The organism is Nonomuraea sp. NPDC050790 (assembly GCF_044456745.1).
Taxonomy (GTDB): Bacteria; Actinomycetota; Actinomycetes; order Streptosporangiales; family Streptosporangiaceae; genus Nonomuraea.
The window spans coordinates 220939-246064 of the sequence record NZ_JBITGF010000012.1; the positions used below are offsets into that span (position 1 = coordinate 220939).

Annotated in this window: 21 protein-coding genes and 1 riboswitch; of the genes, 8 read left to right on the forward strand and 13 right to left on the reverse strand. The window is 70.8% G+C overall.

Going from position 1 to position 25126, the window contains the following annotated elements:
- Nucleotides 1-20: 20 nt before the first annotated feature.
- From ACIBEJ_RS44990 to ACIBEJ_RS45020, 7 genes are all read right to left on the reverse strand, one after another.
- Nucleotides 21-1694, reverse strand: a complete 1674-nt coding sequence (locus tag ACIBEJ_RS44990; RefSeq protein WP_397189115.1) for a M28 family peptidase — start codon at nucleotides 1692-1694, stop codon at nucleotides 21-23.
- The gene (locus ACIBEJ_RS44995) at nucleotides 1691-3970 is read right to left on the reverse strand and encodes a M4 family metallopeptidase (protein WP_397189116.1); all 2280 of its coding nucleotides are present in this window, start codon (nucleotides 3968-3970) and stop codon (nucleotides 1691-1693) included. Before ACIBEJ_RS44995 ends, ACIBEJ_RS44990 begins: the two co-directional genes overlap by 4 nt.
- A gap of 87 nt (nucleotides 3971-4057) precedes the next feature.
- Complete coding sequence (locus ACIBEJ_RS45000; protein WP_397189117.1) at nucleotides 4058-5014, reverse strand: LysR family transcriptional regulator; 957 nt, start codon at nucleotides 5012-5014, stop codon at nucleotides 4058-4060.
- A 191-nt stretch (nucleotides 5015-5205) separates the two neighbouring features.
- Nucleotides 5206-5898, reverse strand: coding sequence for a gamma-glutamyl-gamma-aminobutyrate hydrolase family protein (locus tag ACIBEJ_RS45005; RefSeq protein WP_397189118.1), 693 nt, complete (start codon nucleotides 5896-5898; stop codon nucleotides 5206-5208).
- Between the two features lie 361 nt (nucleotides 5899-6259).
- Complete coding sequence (locus tag ACIBEJ_RS45010; RefSeq protein ID WP_397189119.1) at nucleotides 6260-7024, reverse strand: 3-oxoacyl-ACP reductase; 765 nt, start codon at nucleotides 7022-7024, stop codon at nucleotides 6260-6262.
- Between the two features lie 2 nt (nucleotides 7025-7026).
- A complete protein-coding gene (locus tag ACIBEJ_RS45015) occupies nucleotides 7027-8370 on the reverse strand; it encodes an aldehyde dehydrogenase family protein (protein ID WP_397189120.1) in 1344 nt (447 codons plus the stop codon).
- A 9-nt stretch (nucleotides 8371-8379) separates the two neighbouring features.
- Nucleotides 8380-9738, reverse strand: coding sequence for a glutamine synthetase family protein (locus tag ACIBEJ_RS45020; RefSeq protein ID WP_397189121.1), 1359 nt, complete (start codon nucleotides 9736-9738; stop codon nucleotides 8380-8382).
- A 127-nt stretch (nucleotides 9739-9865) separates the two neighbouring features.
- Between ACIBEJ_RS45020 and ACIBEJ_RS45025 the strand changes: the two genes are divergently transcribed.
- The 4 genes from ACIBEJ_RS45025 to ACIBEJ_RS45040 all read left to right on the forward strand — a co-directional run bounded on the left by ACIBEJ_RS45025 (nucleotide 9866) and on the right by ACIBEJ_RS45040 (nucleotide 13013).
- A complete protein-coding gene (locus ACIBEJ_RS45025) occupies nucleotides 9866-10570 on the forward strand; it encodes a FadR/GntR family transcriptional regulator (RefSeq protein WP_397189198.1) in 705 nt (234 codons plus the stop codon).
- A gap of 14 nt (nucleotides 10571-10584) precedes the next feature.
- A riboswitch (ZMP/ZTP riboswitch) is annotated at nucleotides 10585-10668 on the forward strand.
- A gap of 14 nt (nucleotides 10669-10682) precedes the next feature.
- Nucleotides 10683-11546 (forward strand): bifunctional 5,10-methylenetetrahydrofolate dehydrogenase/5,10-methenyltetrahydrofolate cyclohydrolase, encoded by an 864-nt coding sequence (locus ACIBEJ_RS45030; RefSeq protein WP_397189199.1) that lies wholly within the window; start codon nucleotides 10683-10685, stop codon nucleotides 11544-11546.
- A 52-nt stretch (nucleotides 11547-11598) separates the two neighbouring features.
- Entirely contained in the window at nucleotides 11599-12354 is a 756-nt protein-coding gene (locus ACIBEJ_RS45035; protein ID WP_397189122.1) for a hypothetical protein, read from the forward strand.
- Nucleotides 12351-13013: a hypothetical protein gene (locus ACIBEJ_RS45040; protein WP_397189123.1), complete on the forward strand. Its 663-nt coding sequence runs from the start codon at nucleotides 12351-12353 to the stop codon at nucleotides 13011-13013. Before ACIBEJ_RS45035 ends, ACIBEJ_RS45040 begins: the two co-directional genes overlap by 4 nt.
- An 8-nt stretch (nucleotides 13014-13021) precedes the next feature.
- On the opposite strand, the gene ACIBEJ_RS45045 is transcribed toward ACIBEJ_RS45040, so the two are convergent.
- The 3 genes from ACIBEJ_RS45045 to ACIBEJ_RS45055 all read right to left on the reverse strand — a co-directional run bounded on the left by ACIBEJ_RS45045 (nucleotide 13022) and on the right by ACIBEJ_RS45055 (nucleotide 17512).
- The gene (locus tag ACIBEJ_RS45045; protein WP_397189124.1) at nucleotides 13022-14680 is read right to left on the reverse strand and encodes a High-affinity nickel-transporter; all 1659 of its coding nucleotides are present in this window, start codon (nucleotides 14678-14680) and stop codon (nucleotides 13022-13024) included.
- A gap of 2 nt (nucleotides 14681-14682) precedes the next feature.
- Nucleotides 14683-15891 (reverse strand): tetratricopeptide repeat protein, encoded by a 1209-nt coding sequence (locus ACIBEJ_RS45050; RefSeq protein WP_397189125.1) that lies wholly within the window; start codon nucleotides 15889-15891, stop codon nucleotides 14683-14685.
- Between the two features lie 247 nt (nucleotides 15892-16138).
- Nucleotides 16139-17512, reverse strand: coding sequence for a DUF4331 domain-containing protein (locus ACIBEJ_RS45055; RefSeq protein ID WP_397189126.1), 1374 nt, complete (start codon nucleotides 17510-17512; stop codon nucleotides 16139-16141).
- A 188-nt stretch (nucleotides 17513-17700) separates the two neighbouring features.
- Here ACIBEJ_RS45055 and ACIBEJ_RS45060 point away from each other — a divergent pair, with 188 nt between their 5' ends.
- The 3 genes from ACIBEJ_RS45060 to ACIBEJ_RS45070 all read left to right on the forward strand — a co-directional run bounded on the left by ACIBEJ_RS45060 (nucleotide 17701) and on the right by ACIBEJ_RS45070 (nucleotide 22154).
- Nucleotides 17701-19437: an ABC transporter ATP-binding protein gene (locus ACIBEJ_RS45060; protein ID WP_397189127.1), complete on the forward strand. Its 1737-nt coding sequence runs from the start codon at nucleotides 17701-17703 to the stop codon at nucleotides 19435-19437.
- A gap of 60 nt (nucleotides 19438-19497) precedes the next feature.
- Nucleotides 19498-21147, forward strand: a complete 1650-nt coding sequence (gene hutU, locus ACIBEJ_RS45065; RefSeq protein ID WP_397189128.1) for a urocanate hydratase — start codon at nucleotides 19498-19500, stop codon at nucleotides 21145-21147.
- Between the two features lie 179 nt (nucleotides 21148-21326).
- Nucleotides 21327-22154, forward strand: coding sequence for a MurR/RpiR family transcriptional regulator (locus ACIBEJ_RS45070; RefSeq protein ID WP_397189129.1), 828 nt, complete (start codon nucleotides 21327-21329; stop codon nucleotides 22152-22154).
- Here ACIBEJ_RS45070 and ACIBEJ_RS45075 read toward each other — a convergent pair.
- From ACIBEJ_RS45075 to ACIBEJ_RS45085, 3 genes are read right to left on the reverse strand one after another with little or no spacing between them, the layout of a single operon-like run.
- On the reverse strand, nucleotides 22134-22883 hold the full coding sequence (locus ACIBEJ_RS45075) for an ABC transporter permease (RefSeq protein WP_397189130.1): 750 nt from the start codon (nucleotides 22881-22883) through the stop codon (nucleotides 22134-22136). The two genes, ACIBEJ_RS45070 and ACIBEJ_RS45075, sit on opposite strands and share 21 nt — an antisense overlap.
- Nucleotides 22880-23833 (reverse strand): ATP-binding cassette domain-containing protein, encoded by a 954-nt coding sequence (locus ACIBEJ_RS45080; RefSeq protein WP_397189131.1) that lies wholly within the window; start codon nucleotides 23831-23833, stop codon nucleotides 22880-22882. Before ACIBEJ_RS45080 ends, ACIBEJ_RS45075 begins: the two co-directional genes overlap by 4 nt.
- 8 nt (nucleotides 23834-23841) lie before the next feature.
- Nucleotides 23842-24372, reverse strand: a complete 531-nt coding sequence (locus tag ACIBEJ_RS45085; RefSeq protein ID WP_397189132.1) for a PadR family transcriptional regulator — start codon at nucleotides 24370-24372, stop codon at nucleotides 23842-23844.
- A gap of 56 nt (nucleotides 24373-24428) precedes the next feature.
- On the opposite strand from ACIBEJ_RS45085, the gene ACIBEJ_RS45090 reads away from it, so the two are divergent.
- The gene (locus ACIBEJ_RS45090) at nucleotides 24429-25115 is read left to right on the forward strand and encodes an SDR family oxidoreductase (protein ID WP_397189133.1); all 687 of its coding nucleotides are present in this window, start codon (nucleotides 24429-24431) and stop codon (nucleotides 25113-25115) included.
- The last annotated feature ends 11 nt before the right edge of the window (nucleotides 25116-25126 follow it).

The window sequence follows — 25126 nt, forward strand, 5'->3', positions numbered from 1 at the left end:
CGCCGGCCGTACATGCTCCTCTAGATGCGCTGCCAGAGCGCGGGTGTGCCGGGCGGCTCCCAGCCGGGCAGGCTCGTGTGGCTCTGCAGGCACCGGTAGCTGGCGCCCTGGTAGCTCACGGTCGTGCCGGCCGTGTAGGAGGTGTACGGCGCCCATTCGTTGCCGGTGCTGCCCACGGTCAGAGTGAACGTGGCCGAGCGGTCCGTGCTGGTGCCGTCGCCGTTGAGCGTGATCGGGTAGCTGCCCACCGCGACCGAGGACGTGGTCGCGATCGACACCGCGGCGGTCTGGCCCGCGGTGATGGTGGCCGGGCTGAAGCTCACCGTCACGCCCTGGGGCGCTCCTGAGGCCGTCAGCGTGATCTGCTGGGCCTGGCCGGAGGTGACCTGGGTGTTGACGGTGGCGTTCGCGCTGCCGCCCGGCTGGACCGAGGCGGAGGCCGGGCTGACCGAGAACGAGTAGTCGTTCTGGACCTGCCCGATCGTCAGGTTGAACGCGGCGGAGCGGTCGCTGTCAGCGCCGTCGCCGTTGAGGGCGATCTGATAGCTGCCGTTCGCCGCCGCCGCGGACGCGGCGACCGTGACCGTCGAGGACTGGCCCGCCGTGATCGTCTGCGGGCTGAAGGAGACGGTCACCCCGGCCGGGACGTTGCCGGCGGAGAGGCTGACCTGCTGCGCCTGGCCGGAGGTGACCGCGGTGGTGAGCGTCGTCGTCGCCGACTGGCCCGGTTGGAGGGTTGCCGAGGCCGGGCTCACCGCGATGGAGTAGTCGTTCTGCTGCGACTGGCCGACGGCCAGGGTCCACAGCGCGTGCGCGGCCGCGTCGGCGTTGCGGTCGAGCGCGGTCGTGTTGATGTTGGACGGGTAGGTGTCGCACGCCGAGTGGTAGCAGCGGTCGAACGACTGGTTGGCCTGCCCGCCCCACTTGGCGGCCTGGGCGGCAGTCTTGCGCTCGCTCGCCCCGGTGAAGACGCCGCCGACGCGTACGCCCGCGTTCTTGAACGAGGCGTGGTCGCTGCGCCCGTCACCGATGCGCTCCGGCTCGGTCTGCACCCCGATCGAGGTGTAGTAGTCGTTGAACAGCCGCTGCAGCGCCACGTCGTCGTCATAGACGAAGTAGCCCGGGTTGGGCGAGCCGGTCATGTCGAAGTTGAGGTACGCCTCGACGCCCGCCGCACCACCGTTCTGCACGTAGTAGCGCGAGCCGATCAGGCCCTGCTCCTCGGCGCCCCACCAGCCGAACCGGACGTGCTTGGTCACCGTCGGCCGCTGGGCGGCCAGGGTCAGGGCGATCTCCAGCAGGGCCGAGGAGCCCGAGCCGTTGTCGTTGATCCCCGGTCCCGCGGCCACGCTGTCGAGGTGGGCCCCGAGCATGATGGTCTGGTTGGTCGGGCCGCCCGGCCAGTCGGCGATGAGGTTGCTGCCGCCGCTGAAGGTCTGGATCCGGGTGGTGTAACCGGCCGCGTCCAGCTTGCCCTTGATGTAGTTGACCGAGGCGGTGTACCCGGGACGTCCCGAGGCCCGGTTGCCGCCGTTGGCCGAGGCGATCGACTGGAGCTGGCTGAGGTGGGCTGTCACGTTGGCGACCGGGATGTTGGGCGGCGCCGCGACGGCCTGGGCGCTCGTGGCGCCGGCGAGGGGGGCCAGGGCGGCCACCACGATGGTGGCCAGCCCTGACACTAGGAGTTTCTTCACAGCGGCTGCCAGAGTGCGAGCACGTTCGGCGGCTCCCAGCCGGGCAGGCTGGTGTGGCTCTGCCGGCAGCGGTAGCTGGCGCCCTGGTAGGTGACGACCTGGTTGACCGTGTAGGAGGTGTACGGCGCCCATTCGGTGCCGGTGCTGCCCACGGTCAGCGTGTAGGTGGCCGTCTTGCTGCCGCTGGCGGCGGTGCCGGTGAGCGTGATCGGGTAGGAGCCCGCCGCGACGCCGGAGGTGGTGGCGACGGTCACCTGCGAGCTCTGGCCCGCGGTCACGGTGGCCGGGCTGAAGGTCACGGTCACGCCCGAGGGCTGGCCGGAGGCCGCCAGCGTGATCTGCTGGGCGGAGCCGCTGGTCACCGCGGTGTTCACGGCGGTCTGGGCGGAGCCGCCCGGCTGGGTCGAGCCGGAGGCCGGGCTGACCGCGAACGAGAAGTCGTTCTGGACCTGCCCGATCGTGAGGTTGTAGGTGGCGTTCTTGTCGACGGCGGTGCCGTCCGCGGTCACCTGTACGGCGTGGCCGCCCACCGGGCTGCCCGCCGAGGTCGTCAGCGTCAGCGTCGAGGTCTGGCCGGCGGTGATCGTGGCCGGGTTGAACTGGGCCGTGACGCCGCTGGGCAGGGTACCGGCGCGCAGCGTGATCTGCTGGGCGTTGCCGCTGGTCACCGTGGTCCTAACCGTGCTCGTGACCTGCCCGCCGGGATCGGTCTGGCCGGAGGCCGGATCGAGCGTGAGCGAGAAGTCGTCGGTCGGGGCCGTGCAGGTCGGCTCGCCGGACTGGGCGCCCAGGCGGATGCCGTCGAAGGCGGCCTTGACCACGTTGAACTCGGCGCAACTACCGGGCCACAGCTCCTTGGCGGACTGCAACGCGGCGACGCGGACCTTGGTGTGCGTCCACGGCGACGTCTTCTTGTTGAGGGTGTTCATGAAGACCTGGGCGGCCTTGCGGACGCCGATGCCGGTGATCGCCGGGCCGTTGTCACAGCGGGTGCTGGCGGGCTTGCCCGGAGGGTTGGTGCCCTCTGCCATCAGGTAGAACCAGTGGTTCTGCGGGCCCGCGCCGGCGTGCACCTCGGGGAAGGACCCCGGGGTGTAGCAGTTCGGGTGGCCGAGAGCCGACGGGTTGTACATGTTGCGGATCGGGCCGCCGCCCAGCGCCGGCTCCTCGCCGACCAGGTAGTCCGGCGGGTCGTTCGGGTTGTTGACGTAGTGCTCGGTGACGGCGCCGAAGATGTCACCGGTGGACTCGTTCAGGCCGCCGGCCTCGTTGCCGGAGCCCGCGCCGCCGGGCGTGGTCTGGAAGATGGCGTGGCCGTACTCGTGGCCGACGACGTCCATCGAGACCAGGTTCTTGCGGGCGGCGCCGCTGGCGCCGTTGTGGCCGTAGTTGGTGTACGAGCCGTTCCAGAACGCGTTGGCCTGGGCGAGGCCGACACGGGCCGGGAATCCGCCGCCGGAGCCGTTGATGCCGTTGCGGCCGACCCACTCCCGGAGCATGTCCCATTCCTTCTGGACTCCGTAGAGGACGTCGACGCAGGCGGTCGTCAGGTCGGTGGCGCCGCCGTTGCCCCAGGGGCTGGAGCCGGTGAAGGCGGAGCCGTTCTGGCCGCCGCACTGGATGCCGCGGCGGTTGGGGTCGACCATCGAGGTGGCCTGGGTGTCGATCTGGACGGTCCCGACGTAGTGGGCCCGTCCCTCGGCGGCCTTGACCAGCTCGACCTCGTCGATGACCGCGCCGGTCAGCGCGTCCACGTAGACGGTCCTGTTGTTGGACGGGCCGGTGACCGTGGTCGCGTACGCCAGCCTCGGGGTCTTGCCCGCGGCGTGGACGACCAGCGACGGCGCGCTGACGCTGTCGACCTTCTTGATCCGCGCCTGCGAGGTGGCGGCGGCGGTGGCCGCGCTCACCTTCGGCGTGGTGCCGACGTTGATGACGGCCCGCTGGCCGGTGGTGACGTCGGTGACCGACTGGCCGGAGGCATCCGTCGTGACGACCACCTCGCCGCCGTAGACGGGCAGGCCCTTGTGGGTGCGCGAGTAGGTGAGGAACTGGATGCCGTTCGCGCCGGGGATGTTCGCCTGGAGCTGGTATGCGTCATCCTGCGCTGTGCGCAAGGAAGGAGCGAATGCGGCAAGCGCGCCCTGCGCCGAGGTGACGGCGCTCTTGGACTCGCTTGGGGTTGGGGGATCTTGTCCGGCCTGCGCCGCCTGGGGTACCAGGGTCAGCGCCAGCGCGAGTAACGCGGCGGCCGACACTTTGAGCTTGGGGTTCACTCTCGTGGCTCCTTGGGGGGTGTGAATCTGGCTGGAGTCAACCCCAAGCTGACATCAGGGGCTCACGCACCGTAACCCCACAATTTGTCATAACGTCACACTATGGGCGCCATGTCGCCGCAGCCACGCGTTGTACGTGGGGTTGCGCATCGCCTCTGACCAATAGGTCTTGGTGACCGCCTGGACGAGGTCCTTGGAGTGCGGAGCCAGCGCTCCGTGCTCGGTCCAGCCGATCAGGTGACGCATCTTCATCGGCGATCCGACCAGCGGCCTGATCACGATGCCGTCCCGCGCCGGGCTCGTGGCCTGGAACAATCCGACGCAGCGGCCCTCCGCGATCAGGTCCAGCGCCACGCTCAGGTCCACCTTGAACCCGACCATCGGCGAGAACCCGTGATCGGCGCACGCGGTCCAGAAATGCTCGCGCGGACCCGACTCCAGCAGGGCGTGCTGCGCCCACTGCTCCTTGGCGAGATCCGCCAGATCGATCTCGTCGTGCGCCGCCAGAGGGTGACTGGCCGTCAACCCCACGAAGACCGGCTCGACCGCGATCTCGGCGTAGACGGCGCCCTGGGGCGGCTGCAACTCGTGGCCGGGATAGTCGTCCAGCGTGGCCAGTTCGATGCGCTCCGACTCCAGCAGACCGGGAAGGACCTCTGTGGTCTCCTCGGTACGCAGGCTGATGTCGGCCTCGGGTAACAGGCGGCGCAGGGCCTTGGCCGCGTAGATGGCCAGCCGGGTGAGGGCGCAGCCGACGCGGATGGTGTCGCGTTCGTCCCGCGCGTGGCGGCGGGCGTCACGCGCCAGGTCGTCGAAGGCGGGTAAGACGGAGCGCGACCTCAACAACAGCCAGCGGCCCAAGGGCGTGGGCGTCGTTCCTTCGCGGCCCCGCTCGAACAGCGGGCCGCCGAACTGCCGCTCGATGCGGCGAAGCTGCGCCGCGAGCGCGGGCTGGGACATCCCGAGCGACGTCGCCGCCTTGGAGATGCTCCCGGTGTCCGCGATCGCACATACGACTCTGAGATGCCGGACCTCGAGCTCCACACTTCGAGAGTAAAAGTAAAGAAGCTTTCCAGTAAGACCCAATTCAGAATTGGCTGCTGACCTGGCGTTCACCGGGCCGACATGACCCGTCCTACCTCGTGTACTACCGCGGCGGCGGGATCCGGGGCCCTTGCGGAAGTTGTGACCCCCGGACTTGACTGGCCACCCCTTCCGGCGTTGGCGGGGTCCCGTCAGGGTGTGGCGGCGGCGGTCAGGGCGTGGAAGAGGGCGGGGTCGCGGCCCGCCTCGGGGTGCCATTGAACGGCCAGCGCGAAGGGGTGGGCGTCGAGTTCGACCGCCTCGACGGTGCCGTCCTCGGCACGGGCGCTCACGGTCAGACCGGCGCCCAGGCGGTCCACGGCCTGGTGATGGTAGTGGGGCACGGGGAGCGGCGCCTCGCCGAGCACCTTGGCCAGGCGGGTGCCGGGCTCGGCGGTGACGGGCAGGTGTCCGAACGTGCCGGGCGCGGGGGAGTGGCCCTCGTGTCCGGTCACGTCGGGCAGATGCTGGTGAAGCGAACCACCGAGGGCGACGTTGAGCACCTGCAGGCCCCGGCAGATCCCCAGGAAGGGCACCCGAGCCTCCAGGGCCGCCGCCATCACCCCAAACTCCGCCTCATCACGAAATTTCCTGACATAGGACACGCGATCATGCGGAGCCTGGTCATACCGGGCAGGATCGATGTCACCGCCTCCGGCCACGATGAGACCGTCGAGCCGGCCGACGAGCCCGGCGGGATCGCCGGCCGGAGGCAGGATGACCGGCTGCCCACCGGCCGCCGCCACCTGCTCCACGTACATGTACGGCAGCAGCGCCGCGTCCATCTCCCACACGGTGAACCGCGCGGGCTCCACATAACACGTGATCCCGATAACCGGTCGCATACTCACATCCTCACGCATCGGACCGCCAGGGGCCTCCGGCATCGGGCGGCCGAGCCGCATGGGCCGAACTGCCCGAGGCATATGGGGCGGACCGCCCGAGGCGCGTGTGTCGGGTGGTCCGAGGCGCGTGTATCGGGTGGGCCTGGGCCGTGGGCGTCGGGCGGGGCTGGGCCGTGGGTGTCGGACTTGCCGTGGGAGTGGGCCGGCGTGGGTCGTCGCGGTGGCCCGCCCCGCGCGGCCGCCGGCCGTGGCCCTGGAGTGCCGCCCGCCCCGTGCGGTGGGTGGCGGGGGCGGCGGCTCTGCCGTAACGGATCAAACGCGTCAGACCCGCCACAACAGAGCAGAAGTCCGACGCGACAGATCAGAGGGGGGTGACATAGGCGCTGGAGATGCCGCCGTCGACCAGGAACTCGGAGGCGGTGATGAAGCTGGCGTCGTCGCTGGCGAGGAAGGCGACCGCGGCGGCGATCTCGGCGGCCTCGGCGAAGCGGCCGACCGGCACGTGGACCAGGCGGCGCTGGGCGCGCTCGGGGTCCTTGGCGAACAGTTCGCGCAGCAACGGCGTGTTGACCGGGCCGGGACACAGCGCGTTGACCCGGATGCCCTCGCGGGCGAACTGCACCCCCAGCTCGCGCGACATCGCCAGCACCCCGCCCTTGGACGCGGTGTAGGAGATCTGCGAGGTAGCCGAGCCCATCACGGCCACGAACGAGGCGGTGTTGATGATGGAGCCCTTGCCCTGCCGTCGCATGTAGGGGAGGACGTGTTTGCAGCACAGGTACACGCTGGTCAGGTTGACCTCCTGCACGCGCCGCCAGGCGTCGATGCCGGTCTCCAGGATGGAGTCGTCGTCCGGCGGCGAGATGCCGGCGTTGTTGAAGGCGATGTCGACGCTGCCGTAGGTGTCGAAGGCGGTGGCGTACATGCGGGCGACGTCCTCGTCGGCGGTCACGTCGGCGCGCACGAAGATCCCGCCGACCTCCTCCGCGGCCTGCTTGCCGGCGTCCTCGTCGATGTCGACGCAGACCACCCGGGCGCCCTCCTCGGCGAACCTGCGCGCCGTGGCCAGCCCGATCCCGCTGCCCGCGCCGGTGATGACGGCGACGCGGTCCTGCAAACGCTGCATGTCTATGACTCCCAGGAGATGAAGACGTTCTTGGTCTCGGTGAAGGCGCTGAGGGCGTCGGGCCCGAGTTCGCGGCCCAGCCCCGACTGCTTGAAGCCGCCGAACGGGGTCCAGTAACGCACCGACGCGTGCGAGTTGACCGACAGGTTTCCGGCCTCGACCGCGCGGGCCACCCGCAGCGCCCGGCCGACGTCGCGGGTCCAGATGGACCCGCTCAGGCCGTAGGGGGTGTCATTGGCGATGCGTACGGCGTCCGCCTCGTCCTGGAAGGCCACCACCGACACCACGGGCCCGAAGATCTCCTCGGTGAACGCGCGGTCGGTCACCCGCGAGGTGAGGACGGTCGGCGGGAACCAGTAGCCGGGCCCGTCCGGGCAGGCGCCCTGCAGATGCGGCCGCTCGACGAACCCGCGCACGCGCTCCAGGTGCTCGGCGCTGATCAGCGGCCCCATCTCGGTGCTCTCGTCGAGGGGATCGCCGACCTTCACCTCCAGTACGGCGGCGCCCAGCCTCTCCAGGAACTCTTCATGGACGGCCTGCTCGACCAGGATGCGCGATCGGGCGCAGCAGTCCTGCCCGGAGTTATCAAACACGGCATACGGCGCACTTTTCGCCGCTTTTTCGAGATCAGAGTCCCGAAAGACGATATTTGCGGATTTGCCGCCTAGCTCCAGCGTCAAGCGCTTCACGTGGCCCGCGGCCTTCGCGGCGATCTCCTTGCCCACCTCGGTCGAGCCGGTGAACACGATCTTGGCCACGTCCGGATGCTCGACCAGCCGGGCCCCGGCGACCTCGCCCGCCCCCGGCAGCACCTGGAGCACGCCCTCCGGCAGCCCCGCCTCCAGCGCCAGCTCGGCCAGCCGCAGCGCGGTCATCGGCGTCCACTCGGCCGGCTTCACCACAACGGTGTTGCCCGCCGCCAGCGCCGGCGCGACACCCCAGGTCATGACCACCATGGGGAAGTTCCACGGCACGATCACGCCCACGACGCCCAGCGGCTCCTGGAAGGTGACGTCCACGCCGCCGGGCACCGGGATCTGCAGGCCGTGGTTGCGTTCCGGGGCGCCGGCGTAGAAGTGCAGCACGTCGCGGACGTTGCCGGCCTCCCAGCGGGCGTTGCCGATCGTGTGGCCGGCGTTGGCGACCTCCAAGTGGGCCAGTTCCTCGCCGTGGCGGTCCACCAGGTCGGCGAACCGGCGCAGCAGCCTCGCCCGGTCACCCGGCGACACCTGGCGCCAGCCCGCGTATGCCCGCTTGGCACGCTCCACGGCCCGGTCGGCCTCGGCCGCGTCGGCGAGTTCGACCTCGGCCACGACGGCTTCCGTGGCCGGATTGATGATCTTCATGCTGGTCCCTTACAGACGCTCGAAGCCGCGGAACATTTCCCAGTCTGTGACCGCCGCGTCGAAGGCGGCCAGTTCGACGCGCGCGTTGTTGGCGTAGTGGGCCACGACGTCCTCGCCGAAGGACTCCCTGGCCAGCTTCGAGCCCTCGAACAGGGCGAGCGCGTCGCGCAGCGTGTGCGGCACGGTCTCGGCGCCGGAGGCGTAGGCGTTGCCGGTGAAGGCGTCCTCCAGGTCGAGCTCGTGGTCGACGCCGTGCAGGCCGGCCGCGATCAGCGCGGAGACGGCCAGGTACGGGTTGACGTCGCCGCCCGGCACCCGGTTCTCCACCCGCAGCGAGTGGCCGTGGCCGACCAGGCGCAGCGCGCAGGTGCGGTTGTCCACGCCCCACTTGACCGCGGTCGGGGCGAAGCTGCCTGGCACGTAGCGTTTGTAGGAGTTGATGTTCGGCGCGTAGAAGAGCGTGAGCTCGCGCAGGAAGGCGAGCTGGCCGGCGATGAAGCGGGCGCCGAGCTCGGACATGCCGTGCGGCCCCTCGCCGGCCATCACCGGTTCGCCGGCGGTGCCGCGCAGGCTGATGTGGATGTGGCAGGAGTTGCCCTCACGCTGGTTCGGCTTGGCCATGAAGGTGATCGAGCGGCCCTCCTGGGCGGCGATCTCCTTGGCGCCGGTCTTGTAGATCGCGTGGTTGTCGCAGGTTCTGAGCGCCTCGTCGTAGCGGAAGGCGATCTCGTGCTGGCCCAGGTTGCACTCGCCCTTGGCCGACTCCACGTACAGGCCCGCGCCCTCCATGCCCTGCCGGATCCGGCGCAGGAGCGGCTCGATGCGGCCGGTGCCGAGGAGGGAGTAGTCGACGTTGTAGAGGTTCGCGGGGGACATGTCGCGATATCCGCGCTTCCACGCCTCCTCATAGGAGTCCTCGTACACGCAGAACTCCAGCTCGGTCCCGACGAACGCGCGCAGGCCCCGCTCGTCCAGCCGGGCGAGCTGCTTGCGCAGGATCTGCCGGGGGGAGGCGGTCACGTCGGTGTCGTCCTCCCAGGTCAGGTCGGCCATGAGCAGGACGGTGCCCTCCTGCCAGGGAATCCGCCTGAGGGTTGAGAGGTCCGGTTTCATGACGAAGTCGCCGTACCCGCGTTCCCACGACGACATCGCGTAGCCCTCGACGGTGTTCATGTCCACGTCCACCGCGAGCAGGTAGTTGCAGCCCTCGGAGCCGTGCCGCAGCACCTCCTCCAGAAAGAACCGGGCGGAGAGCCGCTTTCCCTGCAACCTTCCCTGCATGTCGGCGATGGCGAGCAATACGGTGTCTATGCGCCCAGCAGCAACTTCGTCCCGCAGGTCGGAAACGGACAACAATCCGGTGCTCACGTGAGGATGCTCCGATCTGGCCACGGCGGTTTCCCGTTGATTGGGCTAGTGTTAGACCATTGAGGTCCATGGCGGGATCGATTGTCAAGGCCCTGTGGCGGGGCGGGGGGAGCGAAGCGTGAACCCGTTGACGGTGCTGCGCCCCGTGCGCGCGGGCAACGCGTTCGAGGAGACGGTGGAGCGGCTGCTCCAGGCCATCAAGCTGGGCGTCGTCGCGCCCGGCGAGAAGCTCCCGCCCGAACGCGAGCTCGCCGTCCAGCTCGGCATCAGCCGCGTGACGCTGCGCGAGGCGATCCGCGCCCTGCAGGACTCCGGCTTCCTCGACGTACGGCGCGGCCGCTACGGCGGCGCCTTCGTCACCTACGTCCCGCCCCAGCCCGGCACCGGAGCCCTGCGCAAGGTCGTCACCGACATGGGCGACGACGATCTGTCCGACGCCCTCACCTTCCGCATGGCCGTGGAGTGCGGCGCCGCCCAGGTGCTGGCCACGGCCCCGCTCGACGAGGACCGCCGCCGGATCCTGCGCGCCCGCCTGGACGAGCTCAACGCCGCCGGCCCCGAGGACTACCGCCGCCTCGACACCGCCTTCCACCTGGCGATCGCCGAACTGACCTGCTCGCCGCTGCTGGCCGCCGCCTGCGCCGACGCCCGCCTGCGGGTCAGCGACCTGCTCAACGCGATCCCGATGCTCCAGGTCAACATCGACCACGCGGCCATGCAGCACGAGGCCATTGTGGCGGCGATCCTGGCCGGCGACCCGGAGGCGGCGCGGCGTGCCGTCTCCGAGCACCTGGAGGGCACCGCGGCGCTCCTGCGCGGCTTCCTGTCCTGAGCCTTCTGGCATCCTAGAAGGAGCGCGACTGGCGGCACAGAGGATGGAATCGACCATCGGGGAGCTCGTCGTGGAAGCCGACCGCCTGGGCGACCACGTCGCGAGGAGAGCCATGTCCCGCATGCTTCCCGGCGGCCCGGTGGCGCAGAGCGTCCTGGAGGACGTCGCGGCGCGCGCCGCCGTACTGACCGCCAAGGGTGTCACGCCGTCGCTGGCCACGATCCTGGTCGGGGACGACGACGCCAGCGCCGGATACATCAGGATCAAGCAGCGGCAGGCGGCGGAGCTGGGCTTCGACTCCCCGCACACCCACCTGCCCGCCGACGCCACCCAGGCCGATCTCCATGCGGCCATCGCCGCGTACAACGAGGACCCGGCGGTGCACGGGCTGCTGGTCCAGTACCCGGTGCCCCGGCACCTCGACTACGACGCGGCGCTGCAGTCCATGGACCCCGACAAGGACGTCGACGGCATGCACCCGCTCAACATGGGCCGCCTGGCGCTCGGCATGCCCGGCCCGCTGCCCTGCACGCCGGCCGGGATCGAGGCGCTGCTCGCCTTCTACGAGATCCCGGTGGCGGGCCGCGAGGTCGTCATCCTCGGCCGGGGCGCCACGCTCGGCCGTCCGCTGGCCATGCTGCTCAGCCAGAAGCGGCCCACGGCGAACGCGGCGGTGACCGTGGTCCACACCGGCGTGCCCGACTGGCCCCGGTACACCCAGCGGGCCGACATCCTCATCGCCGCCGCCGGGGTGCCCGGCATCATCCAGCCCGAGCACGTGCGGCCGGGAGCGGTCGTCGTCGGCGGCGGCGTCCGGTACGAGGGGCGGCGGCTGCTGCCCGACGTGGACGAGTCCGTCGAGGCGGTGGCGGGCGCGATCACGCCCCGGGTGGGCGGCGTGGGGCCGACCACGGTGGCGATGTTGTTCCGCAACGCGATCACGGCCGCGGAGAAGGCTTTGGGCCTCCCGGCCTGACCCCGCCGTCACGCACGGTGGATGAACTGCTCGTACCATCAGTTTCAGGGCTATGGGGAACTGGTTCGAGCACAGCATCGTGGGGACGGGGCGGCTTCCGCTGTTCTGTTTCTTCGTCGCGCTCATCGGCGCCTTCGTCTGCACCCGCATCAACGTGCGGCTGATCCGGGCCAAGATCGGATGGTTCCGCAACGTCAGCGTGGGCGAGATGCACATCCACCACGTGGTGTTCGGCGTCGTGCTCATGCTGGTCGGCGGCGTGACCGGGCTGGTCGTGGCCACGGCGTCGCAGGCGTGGTTCGCGGTCGCGGCCTCGATCTTCGGGGTGGGGTCGGCGCTGGTGCTGGACGAGTTCGCGCTGATCCTGCACCTGCACGACGTCTACTGGGAGGAAGAGGGACGAACCTCCGTCGACGCCGTCTTCATCGCGATCGCGGTCACCGGGCTCCTCCTGATCGGGCTGCGGCCGCTGGTCGTGGACTTCTGGGGCCTGGCCGACACGACGCTGGTGATCGTCTGCAACCTCCTGCTCGCCGTGGTGACGCTGCTGAAGGGCAAGATCTGGACGGGGCTCGTGGGCCTGTTCGTGCCGCTCCTGCTGGTCGTCAGCGCGGTACGGCTGGCGCGTCCCGGCTCCCCCTGGGCCCACTGGTTCTTCGCCGGCCGCAACCCGCGCAAGCTGGCCAAGGCCATCCACCGCGAGGACCGCTGGCGCCGGCCGGTGATCCGCGCGAAGATCGCTTTCCAGGAGTTCGTCTCGGGACGGCATGACCTTCCCTCCACCAGGAAGCGGCGAGGACAGGTGTGAAGGACCGGCTACTGGCCGCCGCGCGGCCCGTCTGTCAGAGGTACGCGCTGGCGCTCGTCGGCGGCGACGCGTCGCGGGCCCACGGACTTACCGAGCACTCGGTAGAAATCCTCCGTCTGGCGACGGCGGCCGACGTGCCCCTCTATGACGTGACCGACGCCGTCGTACGGGCCTTCGAGGAGGCCGGGCTGGAGGCGCGGGTCGCCGAGGCGGGTCCCAGGGCGGCGCTGCTGGAGGTGGGCTGCCTGCCGGAGGTGGAGCCCGTGGAGGTGGAACTGCTGAAGGAGGCACTCCAGGAGCCGCCGGTGGAGCTCGGCGGCGTGCTGGTCGCGGCGCTGCCGGACGTCGCCGGGCTGCGGATGCGCGACCTGCACGAACGGGGCTTGCCGGCGGACATCCTGGACGTCGCCGCCGTCTCCCACCTCTACGGGTTCCGGGAGCTGGAGGCGCTGGGGCGGGTGCACACCGAGGACTTCTCCACCGGGGAGTTGTTGATGCGGCTGGAGTTCGTGGACTCCATGGACTTCGCCGGGGTGGCGGAGGAGCGGGTGGACGAGATCCGGCGGTTCGCGGAGGCGTGGGTGGAGGACATCAAGCTGCGGCGTGCCGAGGAGGGGGACATCGACGTCGACGTCCCCGACCTCCCCTCCCTGGACTGACGCACGGCCTAAAGGACGCCGGTGGCTGAGCGGATGGCCAGGCCGGCGCCCAGCAGCACGACCATCGCGGCGGTGCCCACCGGGGCCAGCCCTGACAGGCGGGCGGCGACGCGGTGGCCGGTCGCGGCGCGGCGTTCCAGGCGGTCGGCCAGCTTGACCAGGAGTAGGCCGGTGGCGGTCAGGGTCGCCGCCATGCCCAGGCCGTAGGCGGCCACGAGCGCGACGCCGAACCAGGTACGGCCCAGCCCGATCGCCCCCAGCAGCACGATCAGCGCCGACGGACTCGGCACCAGCCCACCCGCCACCCCCAACCCCACCAACCCCCGCCCCCGATACCCCCGCCCATGCCCATGCCTGTGCCCGTGCCCGACGGGCAAGTTGTCGCCGTGCCCGCCCCCAGGACCGTGCCCATCCCCAGGGTCGTCGCCGTGGCCATGTCCGTGTCCATGGCCAACCGCCGGGATATCGCCGTGCTCGCCATCGTGAACGTCTCCTGGCTCGCCCATGCGCTCTTCCACTCGTCCGTGCCGTCCCGTGTGCTCGTGCGCATGGCCGTGCCCGTGCCCGTGCCCGTGCCCGTGCCCGTGCCCGTGCCCGTGCCCGTGTCCGTGTCCGTGTCCGTGTCCGTGTCCGTGCCCATGCCCGTGGGTGCGGGAGGTTAGGAGTTTGAGGCCGATTGCGGCGATCAGTACCCCGCTGGCCACCCCTAGCCAGGACAGCACGGACTCCCCGGCCAAGACCGTGAACGCGCTCAGCAGCAACCCGACCACCAGGACCGCGGCCGTGTGGGTGGCCGTCACCGTGGCGCCCACCACCAGCGCGTCGCGCGGGCGGCCCCTGCGACCGGCCAGGTACGCGGCCATGATGGTCTTGCCGTGCCCGGGGATCAGCGCGTGTCCGGCTCCGAGGAGCACCGCCAGCAGTACCGCGAGCAGCCCGAGAGGCAGCGTGAGGCCGTCGGCGCCGATCAGGTCGGTGAAGGTGCGGTCCACGAAGGCGAGGGCCTCCCCGACCGGCCCGCCGATCACGGGCGACGCCACCAAGCCCCCGGCTCCCACCTCGCCGGTACGGGTACCGGTCCCGGGCATGGAGGCAGAATCGGGACCGGGGCTCGATCCGGTCGTGGAGCCGGGGGTGAGGGTGAAGGTGGCGGTGTGCTGGTTCAGGGGGTTGGACAGGAGGTCGTCGGGATAGCGGCGTAGTTCGTCGCTCACGCTGGACGTTGCGACGGTCGAGGCGGACAGCCGGACGCCGGACCCCACCGCAGTGATCTCCCGCCACCCGATCCGTTCCTGCTGAAAAAGGTCCTCAAAGGTGACGTCGCCGTAAATGTCGCCAGCGGCAGGTATGGCGGCCACCAAGCCGCATGTCAACCGGCTCGTCCGCAGCCCACCCTGCCCAGGCGTGTACGACAGGGTCGAGGAGGTCACCCGCCACGGCACCGCCGTACCCCTGACGAGCAGGCGTTGTGCACGGGCGAGTGCGGCGCACTCCGCGGTGGCGGACAGCCCGTCGCCCGCCTGCAGGGTGGGCAGTTCGGCCAGGTCCACGACGGCGGTGTTCTCGACCCGATCGGGGAACACCCGCAGCGCGTTGTGGTGGTTGACGGTGAAGTTGCCCAGAGGATGGGCCAGGAGGGCGCCGGTCAGGGCCAGGGACGCGATCATGCTCACGAGAACCTCGCAAGTGCGGGCAGGGACGGGTCGAAGGCGGGGTTCAGGCGCTTGGCGGGCAGGGCGGTGGGGCGGCGGCCCAGGGCGCGTTCGATCTCGGCGCGGTGGTGGTGGAGGATCGCGTTGCGCCAGCCGCTCGCCGTCGCCTTCTCCGCGTACGGCAGCGCCTCCCGCGAGCGCCCCGCCCGGTGCAACGCCCAGGCCAGCGCGTCGGCGGCGACGGGGTTGCGGTTGTCGGCGTATTCGGCGCGGGCCAGGCGGACGGCGGCGGCCGGCGAGCCGTGGTCGGCCTCGAACTCCGCCCAGGTCAGGGCGTCGCGGACACCGGCGTCCTGGTAGAGACGCCGCTGGGCCCTCAGAAGTGTCCAGTCGGCGGGCAGGCCGGCCTTGATGCGCGTCTCGCCCTGTTCGAGCAGGTATTGGGGGAGGGGGAGCCGGTTGACGACGGTCTGGTAGAGGTCGAGGGCTTCCGGCAGTCTGCCCGAGAGAGCGGCCACCCGGGCGCGGCCGGCGGTCGCGGGCACGTAGGCGGGCATCGCCTGCTGGGCGAGCGTGTACCAGCGCTCGGCCTCCCGCAGCGCGCCGGAGCGCAGGGCTAGCTCGCCCAGGTAGTAGCGGGTATAGGCGAGATCGGCCGGCAGGTACGCGTCCTCGTGCGCGAGCCGCATCAGCTCGTTCGCCCCGGCCGTGTCCCCGCGCAGCTCGGCGGCATAGGAGGCGCGGGCGAACGACGCCACCCCGGGCCGCAGCCCCAGCATCCTGTCCACGGCGCGCCGGGCGCCGGGCAGGTCGCCGAGCTGGGTGAGGGCGTCGGCCAGGATGCCGTGGGCGGACGCGCTGTAGGCGTTGGCGGCGATGGCCTGCTCGGCCAGCCGTACCGCCTGCTTGAACTCGTGGCGGCCGGCGGCGAGGGCCGCGCGGCCGGTCAGGACGGCGTCGTCACGCGGCGCCAGCGCCGCGGCCTTGGCCAGCGCGCCCTCCGCCTTGGGGTAGTGGGCGGGGTCGCCGGTGATCCTGGCCTGTTCGACGTGCTCCATGCCGAGCTGGGCCCAGGCGCGGTAGTCGCCGGGCAGCCGGGCCAGGCGCGCCCGCAGCGTCTCGGTGAACACGGGAGGCGCTCCGGCCGGGGGCGCGGGCGGGGCGAGCACCGCGTAGGCGGTCAGCGCCAGGGCTCCGGCCAGGACGAGCGCGACGATCCAGCGCATGGCGGACGGCTCCGTTCGGGGGACCGGCCGCGAGGAGCCGGTGGCGTCGGTGAAGGACAAAAGGGGTCGGCCGCAAGGAGCCGGGGACGGGGGTGAAGGGCACAAAAGACGGCCCGGGGTGAACGGCGGGAGGTGACCGGCCGGCCGCGACGGGGTGCGGCCGGCCGGTCCTTGGCGGGCGATCGGGAGTCGCGCCCGCCGGGGGACACCGGCCGCCCCCGGAGAGGAGGAGCGGCCGGGCTGTGGTCTATCGCTGGTTCACCGAGACGTTGCTGGGCAACGGGATGTACGGGAACGTGGCGCCGAACGGCTTGTCGTTCGCGTCGACCTTGTCGGTCAGCGCCGGGATGAGCTTGCCCGACACCGCGGCGCCGGCCACGGCCTGGAGCTCGATGTCCACGACGTCGTCGCCGAGCCGCCGGCCGTTCGGGAAGCCCTGGAGGTCGCCGCCGAGCACGCCGAGCCGGTTGGGGTCCTTGGCGGGCGGGATCGACATGTTGAGCCGCATCATCTCGGCGGGACGCAGCTTGCCCGCGTCCTTGTTGAGCGACTGCGAGTTCAGGTCGGCCATGATCGGGCCGTTGCCCTTGGCGATGCCGGTCAGGAAGATCTGGACCAGGTCGTTGCGCGGGATGGCGGGGGCCTTGATGCCGTAGATGGACTCCAGGAGCCTGGCCAGTTCGGGGTCGGTGACCCGCTTGACGACGGCCGGGACGTCGGCGTCCTTCTCCGGCGGCAGCGCGTTGAAGGCGTCCTTCAGCCCGGCGGGCACGACCAGTTCGTTGACCAGCGGCTCACCCAGGCGCGAGACCTGCTTGTACCCGTTGGGTCCCCACTTGTCGGTGGAGGACCACACGCCGATGACCGGGTTGCGCTTGGCGTCGCCCTTGAGGGCGAGGTCCTTGGCCGGGATCTGCAGGCCGAGCGTGTGGACGTTGTAGCCCTTGAGCGTGTCCTGGCCGACCTCGGACAGGTTGCCGCCGTAGAGCAGGTCGAAGACGTGCAGGTCGAGGAAGAACGCCTCGTCGGACTGCCCGGCGAAGGTCTTGCCGCCGGGGATGTTGGTGATCGCCTGCGTGCGCAGCGTGCCGTAGTCGGGCATCGAGGCGGGCCCGACGTTGCTGGGCGCCACGACGCCGTTGGAGACGAGGGTACGGCTGCCGCCCTCGGTGATCCGCTTGAGCGTGTAGCGCTGGCGGAACAGGAGGTTCTGGTCGTTCAGCGAGGTGACGGGGCCGTTGTTGTACAGGAACGTGGTGTTGCCGCGCTTGTCCTCGTCGCGGAAGGTCCACTGGTAGGTGATATCCGGCTTGGCGTCGCCGTCGTTGTCGATCTTGATGTTGTAACGGGACTTGGTGTCGAAGAAGTAGAAGTTCGGGCCGCCCTGGGGTTCCTCGAACGGGATCCAGTTGGCGAGCAGCGTGACGCTGTCGGGCTTGTCGGGGCTGACGAACGCGTAGACGTCGGTGTTGTCGTTGCGGGGGTCGCCCGAGATCGCAGGGGCCTCGCGGTGGGAGGAAGCCGTGCCGGTGTCGGTCCGGAGCAGGGCGAACGAGGAGGCGGTCAAAGCCGCCGCGACGCCCAGTCCGACAAGGGCGCGCCGGTTGATCCGGAGCTCCATGTTCGGTCCTTTCAGTGTCGGTCCTGGTGTGAGGTTCCGGCCGGGGTTCCTCGACGCCCTATTCGCGCGACTCCTCCTCGGGGATGAGAAGTCAATCAAAGTTGACATACTTAGGTCGTCAATTTAGGTTGACGGGTGCGGATTGAGCCGCTCGTTCGTTGGAGCTATCGGATATTCCGGAAAGGGGAATGATGGACGAGGACGCAGGGGGCAAGGCGCCGCTCAAGGTGCTGTTCGGGTACCTCAGGCCGCATCGGGGGATCCTGGTGCTGGGCGGCGTGCTCAGCCTGATCGGCTCGATCGCGGGCCTGGCCATGCCGCTGCTGGCCAAGTACGTGGTCGACGCGTTCGGCGCCCGGCAGTCCATGGCCGCGCCGCTGATCGGGCTCACCATCGCGGTGCTGGTGGGCGCGGTCGTCTCGGCCGGGGGCAGCTACCTGATGGAGCGCACCGGCGAGGGCATCGTCCTCGGCGCGCGGCGCCGGCTCGTCGACCGCCTGCTCAGGCTGCGCGTGGCCGACGTGGATCGCCTCAAGCCCGGTGACCTGCTGTCACGGGTGACCGGCGACACGACGCTGCTGCGCTCGGTGCTGACCAACGGCATCGTCGACTCCATCGGCTCCGTCTTCATGCTCGTCGGCGCGATCGTCATGATGGCCGCCATGGACGGCATCCTGCTGCTGGTGACGCTGCTGGTCATCGTCGTCATCGGCGGGCTCGTGGCGCTGGTCATGCCGAAGATCCAGCGGGCCCAGCACCAGGCGCAGGAAGCCGTGGGCGAGATGGGCGCGGTGCTCGACCGGGCGCTGCAGGCGTACCGGACGGTGAAGGCGAGCGGCGCCGAGGAGCGCGAGGTCGAGGTCGTCGGCGAGGCCGCGGTACGCGCCCGCGACCGCGGCCTGCAGGTGGCGGGCTGGACCTCGCTGGCCGGAGTGGCCACCTGGATGGCGGTCCAGATCGCGTTCCTGTGCGTGCTGGCGGTCGGCGGCGCCCGGGTGGCGGCCGGGACGCTGGAGGTCTCCGCGCTGATCGCGTTCCTGCTCTACCTCTTCTACCTGGTGGCGCCGATCGGCCAGCTCGTCGAGGGAGCGGTGCAGTTGCAGAACGGCCTGGCCGCGCTCAAGCGCATCCGCGAGATCGAGGACCTGCCCGCCGAGCCGTCGTCCGCCCCGACCTCCCGCGAGGGCGAGCCGGTCGGCGTGACCTTCGAGGACGTCACCTTCCAGTACGGCGAGGACCGCGAGCAGGTGCACCACGGCGTCACGTTCGAGGTGCCGCCAGGCGGGCTGACCGCGCTCGTGGGCCCGTCGGGAGCGGGCAAGTCGACGGTCTTCGCCTTGCTGGAGCGCTTCTACGACCACCAAGGCGGGACCATCACCGTCGGCGGCAGGGAGATCCGCGACTGGCCGCTCGGCGACCTGCGCGCCACGCTCGGCTACGTGGAGCAGGACGCGCCCGTGCTGGCCGGGACCCTGCGGGAGAACCTGCTGTTCGCCGCCACGGACGCCACCGACGAGGACCTGTGGCGGGCGGTGCGCCGTACCCGGCTCGACGACCTGGTGGCCAGGCTCCCCGAGGGGCTGGAGACGCCGGTCGGGCACCGGGGTGTGCTGCTGTCGGGCGGCGAGCGGCAGCGGGTGGCCATTGCCCGCGCCCTGCTGCGCAAGCCCCGGCTGCTGCTGCTCGACGAGGCCACCTCGCAACTGGACGCGGTCAACGAGCTGCGCCTGCGCGAGGTCATCGCCGAGGTGGCCAAGGAGACGACGGTGCTGGTCATCGCCCACCGCCTGTCGACCGTCACCAACGCCGACCGCATCGTGGTCATGGAGGCGGGCAAGGCACGGGCCGTGGGCACGCACGAGGAGCTCGTGGGCGCCGACGCGCTCTACCGCGAGCTGGCCGCGACCCAGTTCCTGGTGAGCTAGCGCCGCTGACCTGTACTCTTCGAGTGACATAGGTGAATATGTTCATTCAGAGGAGACGTCATGACCCGGGTCGTCCGCGCGCCGAGGGGTACCACGCTCACCGCCAAGGGGTGGCCGCAGGAGGCGGCGCTCCGGATGCTCCAGAACAACCTGGACCCGGAGGTCGCCGAGCACCCCGAGCAGCTCGTCGTCTACGGCGGCTCGGGGAAGGCCGCGCGCGACTGGCCCTCGTTCGACGCGATGGTCCGCACGCTCACCACGCTCGAAGGCGACGAGACGCTGCTCGTGCAGTCGGGCCGCCCGGTCGGCGTGTTCCGCACGCACGAGTGGGCGCCCCGCGTCCTCATCGCCAACTCCAACCTGGTGCCCGACTGGGCCAACTGGGAGGAGTTCCGCAGGCTGGAGGCGGCGGGGCTCACCATGTACGGGCAGATGACCGCCGGTTCCTGGATCTACATCGGCACCCAGGGCATCCTCCAGGGCACCTACGAGACGTTCGCCGCCGTGGCCGCCAAGCGCTTCGGTGGCACGCTCGCCGGGACGATCACGCTCACCGCCGGGCTCGGCGGCATGGGCGGCGCGCAGCCGCTCGCGGTCACCATGAACGGCGGCGTCGCCATCTGCGTCGACTGCGATCCCCGCTCGGTGGAGCGCCGCATCGAGCACCGCTACCTCGACGTCAAGGCCGACTCGCTCGACGAGGCGCTGCGCCTGGCCTACCAGGCCCGCGACGAGCGCCGCCCGCTGTCCATCGGCGTGGTGGCCAACGCCGCCGAGGCACTGCCCGACCTGCTGGCCCGTGGCGCCGAGATCGACATCGTCACCGACCAGACCTCGGCCCACGACCCGCTCATGTACCTGCCGGTCGGCGTCGCCTTCGAGGACATGTCCGCCGCGCGCGAGAAGGACCCCGCGGGGTTCACGCAGAAGGCCCGCGAGTCCATGGCCAGGCACGTCGAGGCCATGGTCGGCTTCAAGGACGCCGGAGCCGAGGTCTTCGACTACGGCAACTCCATCCGCGGCGAGGCCCAGCTCGCCGGGTACTCCCGCGCCTTCGACTTCCCCGGCTTCGTGCCCGCCTACATCAGACCGCTGTTCTGCGAGGGCAAGGGCCCGTTCCGCTGGGCGGCGCTGTCCGGCTCGCCCGAGGACATCCACAAGACCGACCAGGCCATCCTCGACCTCTTCCCGGACAACGAGCCGCTGGCCCGCTGGATCCGCAAGGCCGGGGAGAAGGTCCACTTCCAGGGCCTGCCCGCGCGCATCTGCTGGCTCGGGTACGGCGAGCGGAACCTGGCCGGCGAGCGCTTCAACGACATGGTGGCCGGCGGAGAGCTCCAGGCGCCGATCGTCATCGGACGTGACCACCTCGACAGCGGCTCCGTGGCCTCCCCGTACCGAGAGACTGAGGCCATGGCGGACGGCTCGGACGCCATCGCCGACTGGCCGCTGCTCAACGCCATGCTCAACACCGCCTCCGGCGCCGCGTGGGTCTCGATCCACCACGGCGGCGGCGTCGGCATCGGCCGCTCCATCCACGCCGGACAGGTGACCGTGGCCGACGGCACCGCGCTGGGCAGGGAGAAGGTCAGCCGCGTGCTCACCAACGACCCGGGCACCGGCGTGATGCGGCACGTCGACGCGGGATACGAGGAGGCCGCGGCCGTCGCCGACGCCCGCGGCGTCCGCATCCCGATGAGAGAGTCCTAGATCCGTTACGGCTCCGCCGCACCACCGCCTCCCGCCGCCGTGGGCAGCGCCCGATCATCGGGCGCTTCTCACGCCGGACGGGGCACTCGCCGTCACAAAGCCCGCCTGACCGGCCAAGTGGTGCCCACATTTCGGGATACGCGGGATGGGATCGCCGGATCGGCGGCGTTGGAGGTGGCGTGACGCATTCCGGGCTTGAGGCGCTGCTCGACGGGCGGCGGCTGTCGCCTGTGCAGCGCCGGATCGCGCATTACCTGTCCGAGCACCTCGACGACGCGATCTTCCTGTCCAGCGTCGAACTGGCCGAGCGGGCCGGGGTCAGCCAGCCGTCGGTCACCAGGTTCGCGATGGTCCTGGGCTTCGCCGGTTACCCCGAGCTCAAGCAGGCGCTGCGGCCGCTCGTGCTGGGCGGGCCGCGGCCGCCCGAGGACACGCTGATCCGTACCGCCCTGGACGACGAGATCCGCAACCTGGCGGCGGTGCGCGAGCGGCTGAGCACCCTGCCGATCAAGGAGCTGGGCGAGGCGCTGGCCGCCACGGAACCGCTGCCGGTGCTGGGCCTGCGGGTGTCGTCGGGGCTGGCCACCACGTTCGCCTACTACGCCCGCCGGATCCATCCCGACGTGCGGCTGCTGGTGCACGGGGGCTCCGAGCTGATCGACGGGTTGCACGCGGTGCGCAGGGCAGGGGCGGGGTGGGTGCTGGCCGTCGTGCTGCCCAGGTATCCGGCGGAAGCCGTACAGGCGCTGGAATATGCCGAGAAGGCGGGGCTGCGGACGGCGGTCATCACGGACCGGCCGGACTTTCCCGCGGAGGTCGTGCTCGACGCGCCCGTCGGCGACCGGCTCGTGTTCGACTCCCACGCCGCGCCGCTCGCGCTGGCCATGGCCCTGGTGGAGGCCATGGCCGACGCGGCGCCGCTGCGCACGCAGGCGCGGCTGGAGGAGTACGAGAAGACGACCGAGGAGAGCGGCACCTTCGCCGAGCTACCCTGCGATCCGGCGTAGCGAGCGCACCGACCAGGTGACGGTCAGCACCGCGAGGCCGAGCATGATGACGAAGGCCAGCGGCACGTTGGCGTCGCCGAAGTCACCGGCGAACAGCGCGCGGCCCGCCTCGACCGGGTGGTAGAAGGGCGTGAACCAGGAGACCTTCTCCAGCCAGGCGGGTCCGAAGGCCATCGGCAGCAGCGCGCCCGACAGGAGCATCAGCGGCAGCGCGAAGAACTGCATGATCTGGCCCATGGCGTTCTCGTCGCGCAGGCTGAGCGCCAGGCCGTAGGCCACGCCCGAGGAGAACAGGCCGGTCAGAGCCAGCAGGAGCACCATGAGCAGGATGCCGCCGAGGCCGACCCGCATGCCCATGATCACGGCGACCACCATGACGATGAGCGACTGGATCACCAGCACGACCACGTCGCGCAGCATCCGGCCGAGGACGATCGCCGGGCGCCGGGTCGGGCTGACCGCGATGCGCTCCAGGACGCCCTTGCGCATCTCGTAGATCGTGCCGTAGGCGACGCCCATCGAGCCGAACAGCGCGGTGATCACCAGCATGCCGGGGGCGAAGCTGGTCAGCGCCTGCCCGAGGTCGCCGGCGAAGCCCATGCCGGCGAACAGCGGAGCGAACAGCAGCAGGTACATGACCGGCTGCATGATGCCGAACAGCGGCCAGATCGGGTTGCGCAGCGTGTTCCTGACCTCGTGGGCGAAGAAGAGCGAGGTGTCGCGGATCATGCGGCGGCTCCCGTGTCCCTGAGCGAGCGTCCGGTCTTGGCGAGGAAGACGTCGTCGAGCGTCGAGCGGTCCAGCGCGATCGAGCGCAGTTCGAGCCGCTCCTCCTCCAGCCGCCTGAGCAGGGCGGGCAGCATGTGCTCGCCGTCGTCGAGGTAGACGCGCAGCACGTCGTCGTCCACGCGGGTGCCGCGGGCCAGCGGGCCCAGCGTCTCGGCGGCGCGGTCGAGCTCGTCCAGCCGCAGGCTCACCACGTCGCCGGAGACCTCGCGCTTGAGGTCGGACGGGGTGCCCTCGGCCACGACCACGCCGTGGTCCACGATCGCCAGCCGGTCGCACAGGGCGTCGGCCTCGTCCAGGTAGTGCGTGCTGAGCAGCACGCTGGTGCCCAGCTCGCGCAGCTCGCGGATGCGGTCCCAGAGGTTGGCGCGGTTCTGCGGGTCCAGGCCCGTGGTGGGCTCGTCGAGGAACAGCAGCGGCGGCGCGTGCACCAGGCCGAGCGCGATGGCCACACGCCGCTTCTGCCCGCCCGACAGGGTACGGCCCGGCCGGTCGGCAAGATCCAGCAGGTCGAACCGGCGCAGCACGTCCTCGGCGGCCTTGGCCGGCTCGGCCACGCCGTAGATCTTGGCCGCGAAGACGATCTGGGCGCGCGGGCTGTTGCCCTCCTCTACGCCGCCTGCCTGGGAGACGTAGCCGAGGTTGCGCCGTACGCCCGCGGGGTCCTTGAGCAGGTCGTGCCCGGCCACGACGGCCTCGCCGGCGTCGGGCACGATCAGCGTGGCGAGCATCCGGATCGTGGTCGTCTTTCCTGCCCCGTTGGGGCCGAGCACGCCGAAGATCTCACCCTTCTCCACCGCGAGGTCCACGCCCCTGACGGCCTCGACCGTCTGGACGCCCTTTCTGCTCCTCGTGGTGAAGGTCTTCCTTAAGTTCGTCGCCTGAATGATCATCGTTCTCCTCAGGGAAGCTCGTCGTCTTCCACCTTTTGCACGGCGTCCTCGCACCATTCGAGCTGGGCCTTGAGCATGCCGATGTTGAGTTTGAGGTTCTCGTCGATGTGCCGGGGCGCGCCGTGGCGCTGCTTGCTGCCCAGCGCCCGTTCGGTCATCGCGATGGCCATCTGGAGCTGCTCTTTCCTGCCGCGCACCGCGGCGAGCAGGTCGGGCTTGCCGAGCCTGTCCATGAACGTCAGCGCGACCTGGAACGGGTCGACGATGGGCTTGATCTCGTACCAGAAGGGCATGAGCAGCCGGTAGAACTCGAAGCGGCCGTCGTCGCTGAGCGCGTAGACGGTCTTGCCTCCCTTGCCGCTCTCGACGACGTCGAGCAGCCCCTCGTCGGCCATCTTCGACAGCCCGTGGTAGATCGACCCGTAGGCCACGTTGGCCCAGATGTCCGCGCCCATCATCTCCAGTTGCCGTCTGACCTGATAACCGTTCAGCGGGCCGTCGAGCAGGGTGCCGAGGATGAGTACGCGAGTCGAGGACATGCACTAAAGTTTGAGTACAAATTTGAGTATGTGTCAAGGGTGACTAGGGTGACGGCATGAGTGAACGACCGATCGCGCTGGTGACGGGGGCCTCTCGCGGGGTGGGCGCGGCCGTCGCGCGGGCGCTGGCCCCGACCCACCGGCTGATCCTCGGCGGACGCGACGAGAAGGCCCTGGCCGAGGTGGCGGACGGCCTGTCCGGCGCCCAGGTCTGGCCGGTGGAGCTGACCACCCTGAGCGCCGCTGACCTGCCGGACATCGCGCGCCTGGACGTGCTCGTGCACAGCGCCGGCGTGGCGGAGCTGTTCCGCATCGCCGACACCCCGGCCCGCGTCTGGCGCGACACCTACGAGATCAACGTGGTGGCCGTCGCCGAGCTGACCCGCCTGCTGCTGCCCGCGCTGCGCGCCGCCGAAGGCCACGTGGTGTGCGTCAACTCCGGCGCCGGCCAGCGCGCCAACCCCGGCTGGGCCGCCTACGCCGCCAGCAAGTTCGCGCTGCGCGCCTTCGCCGACGCCCTGCGCCAGGAGGAGCCCGCGCTCCGCGTCACCAGCGTCTACCCCGGCCGCGTGGCGACCGACATGCAACGCTGGGTACGCGAGCAGGAGGGCGGCGCGTTCGAGCCGGCCAAGTACCTGACGCCGGAGACCGTGGCCAGGGCGATCGCCGCGGCCGTCACCGCAGGTTCCGACGCCCACCTGACCGATCTCACCCTCCGTCCCCGGAGCGGCCCGGTCACGTGAATGGATTCATT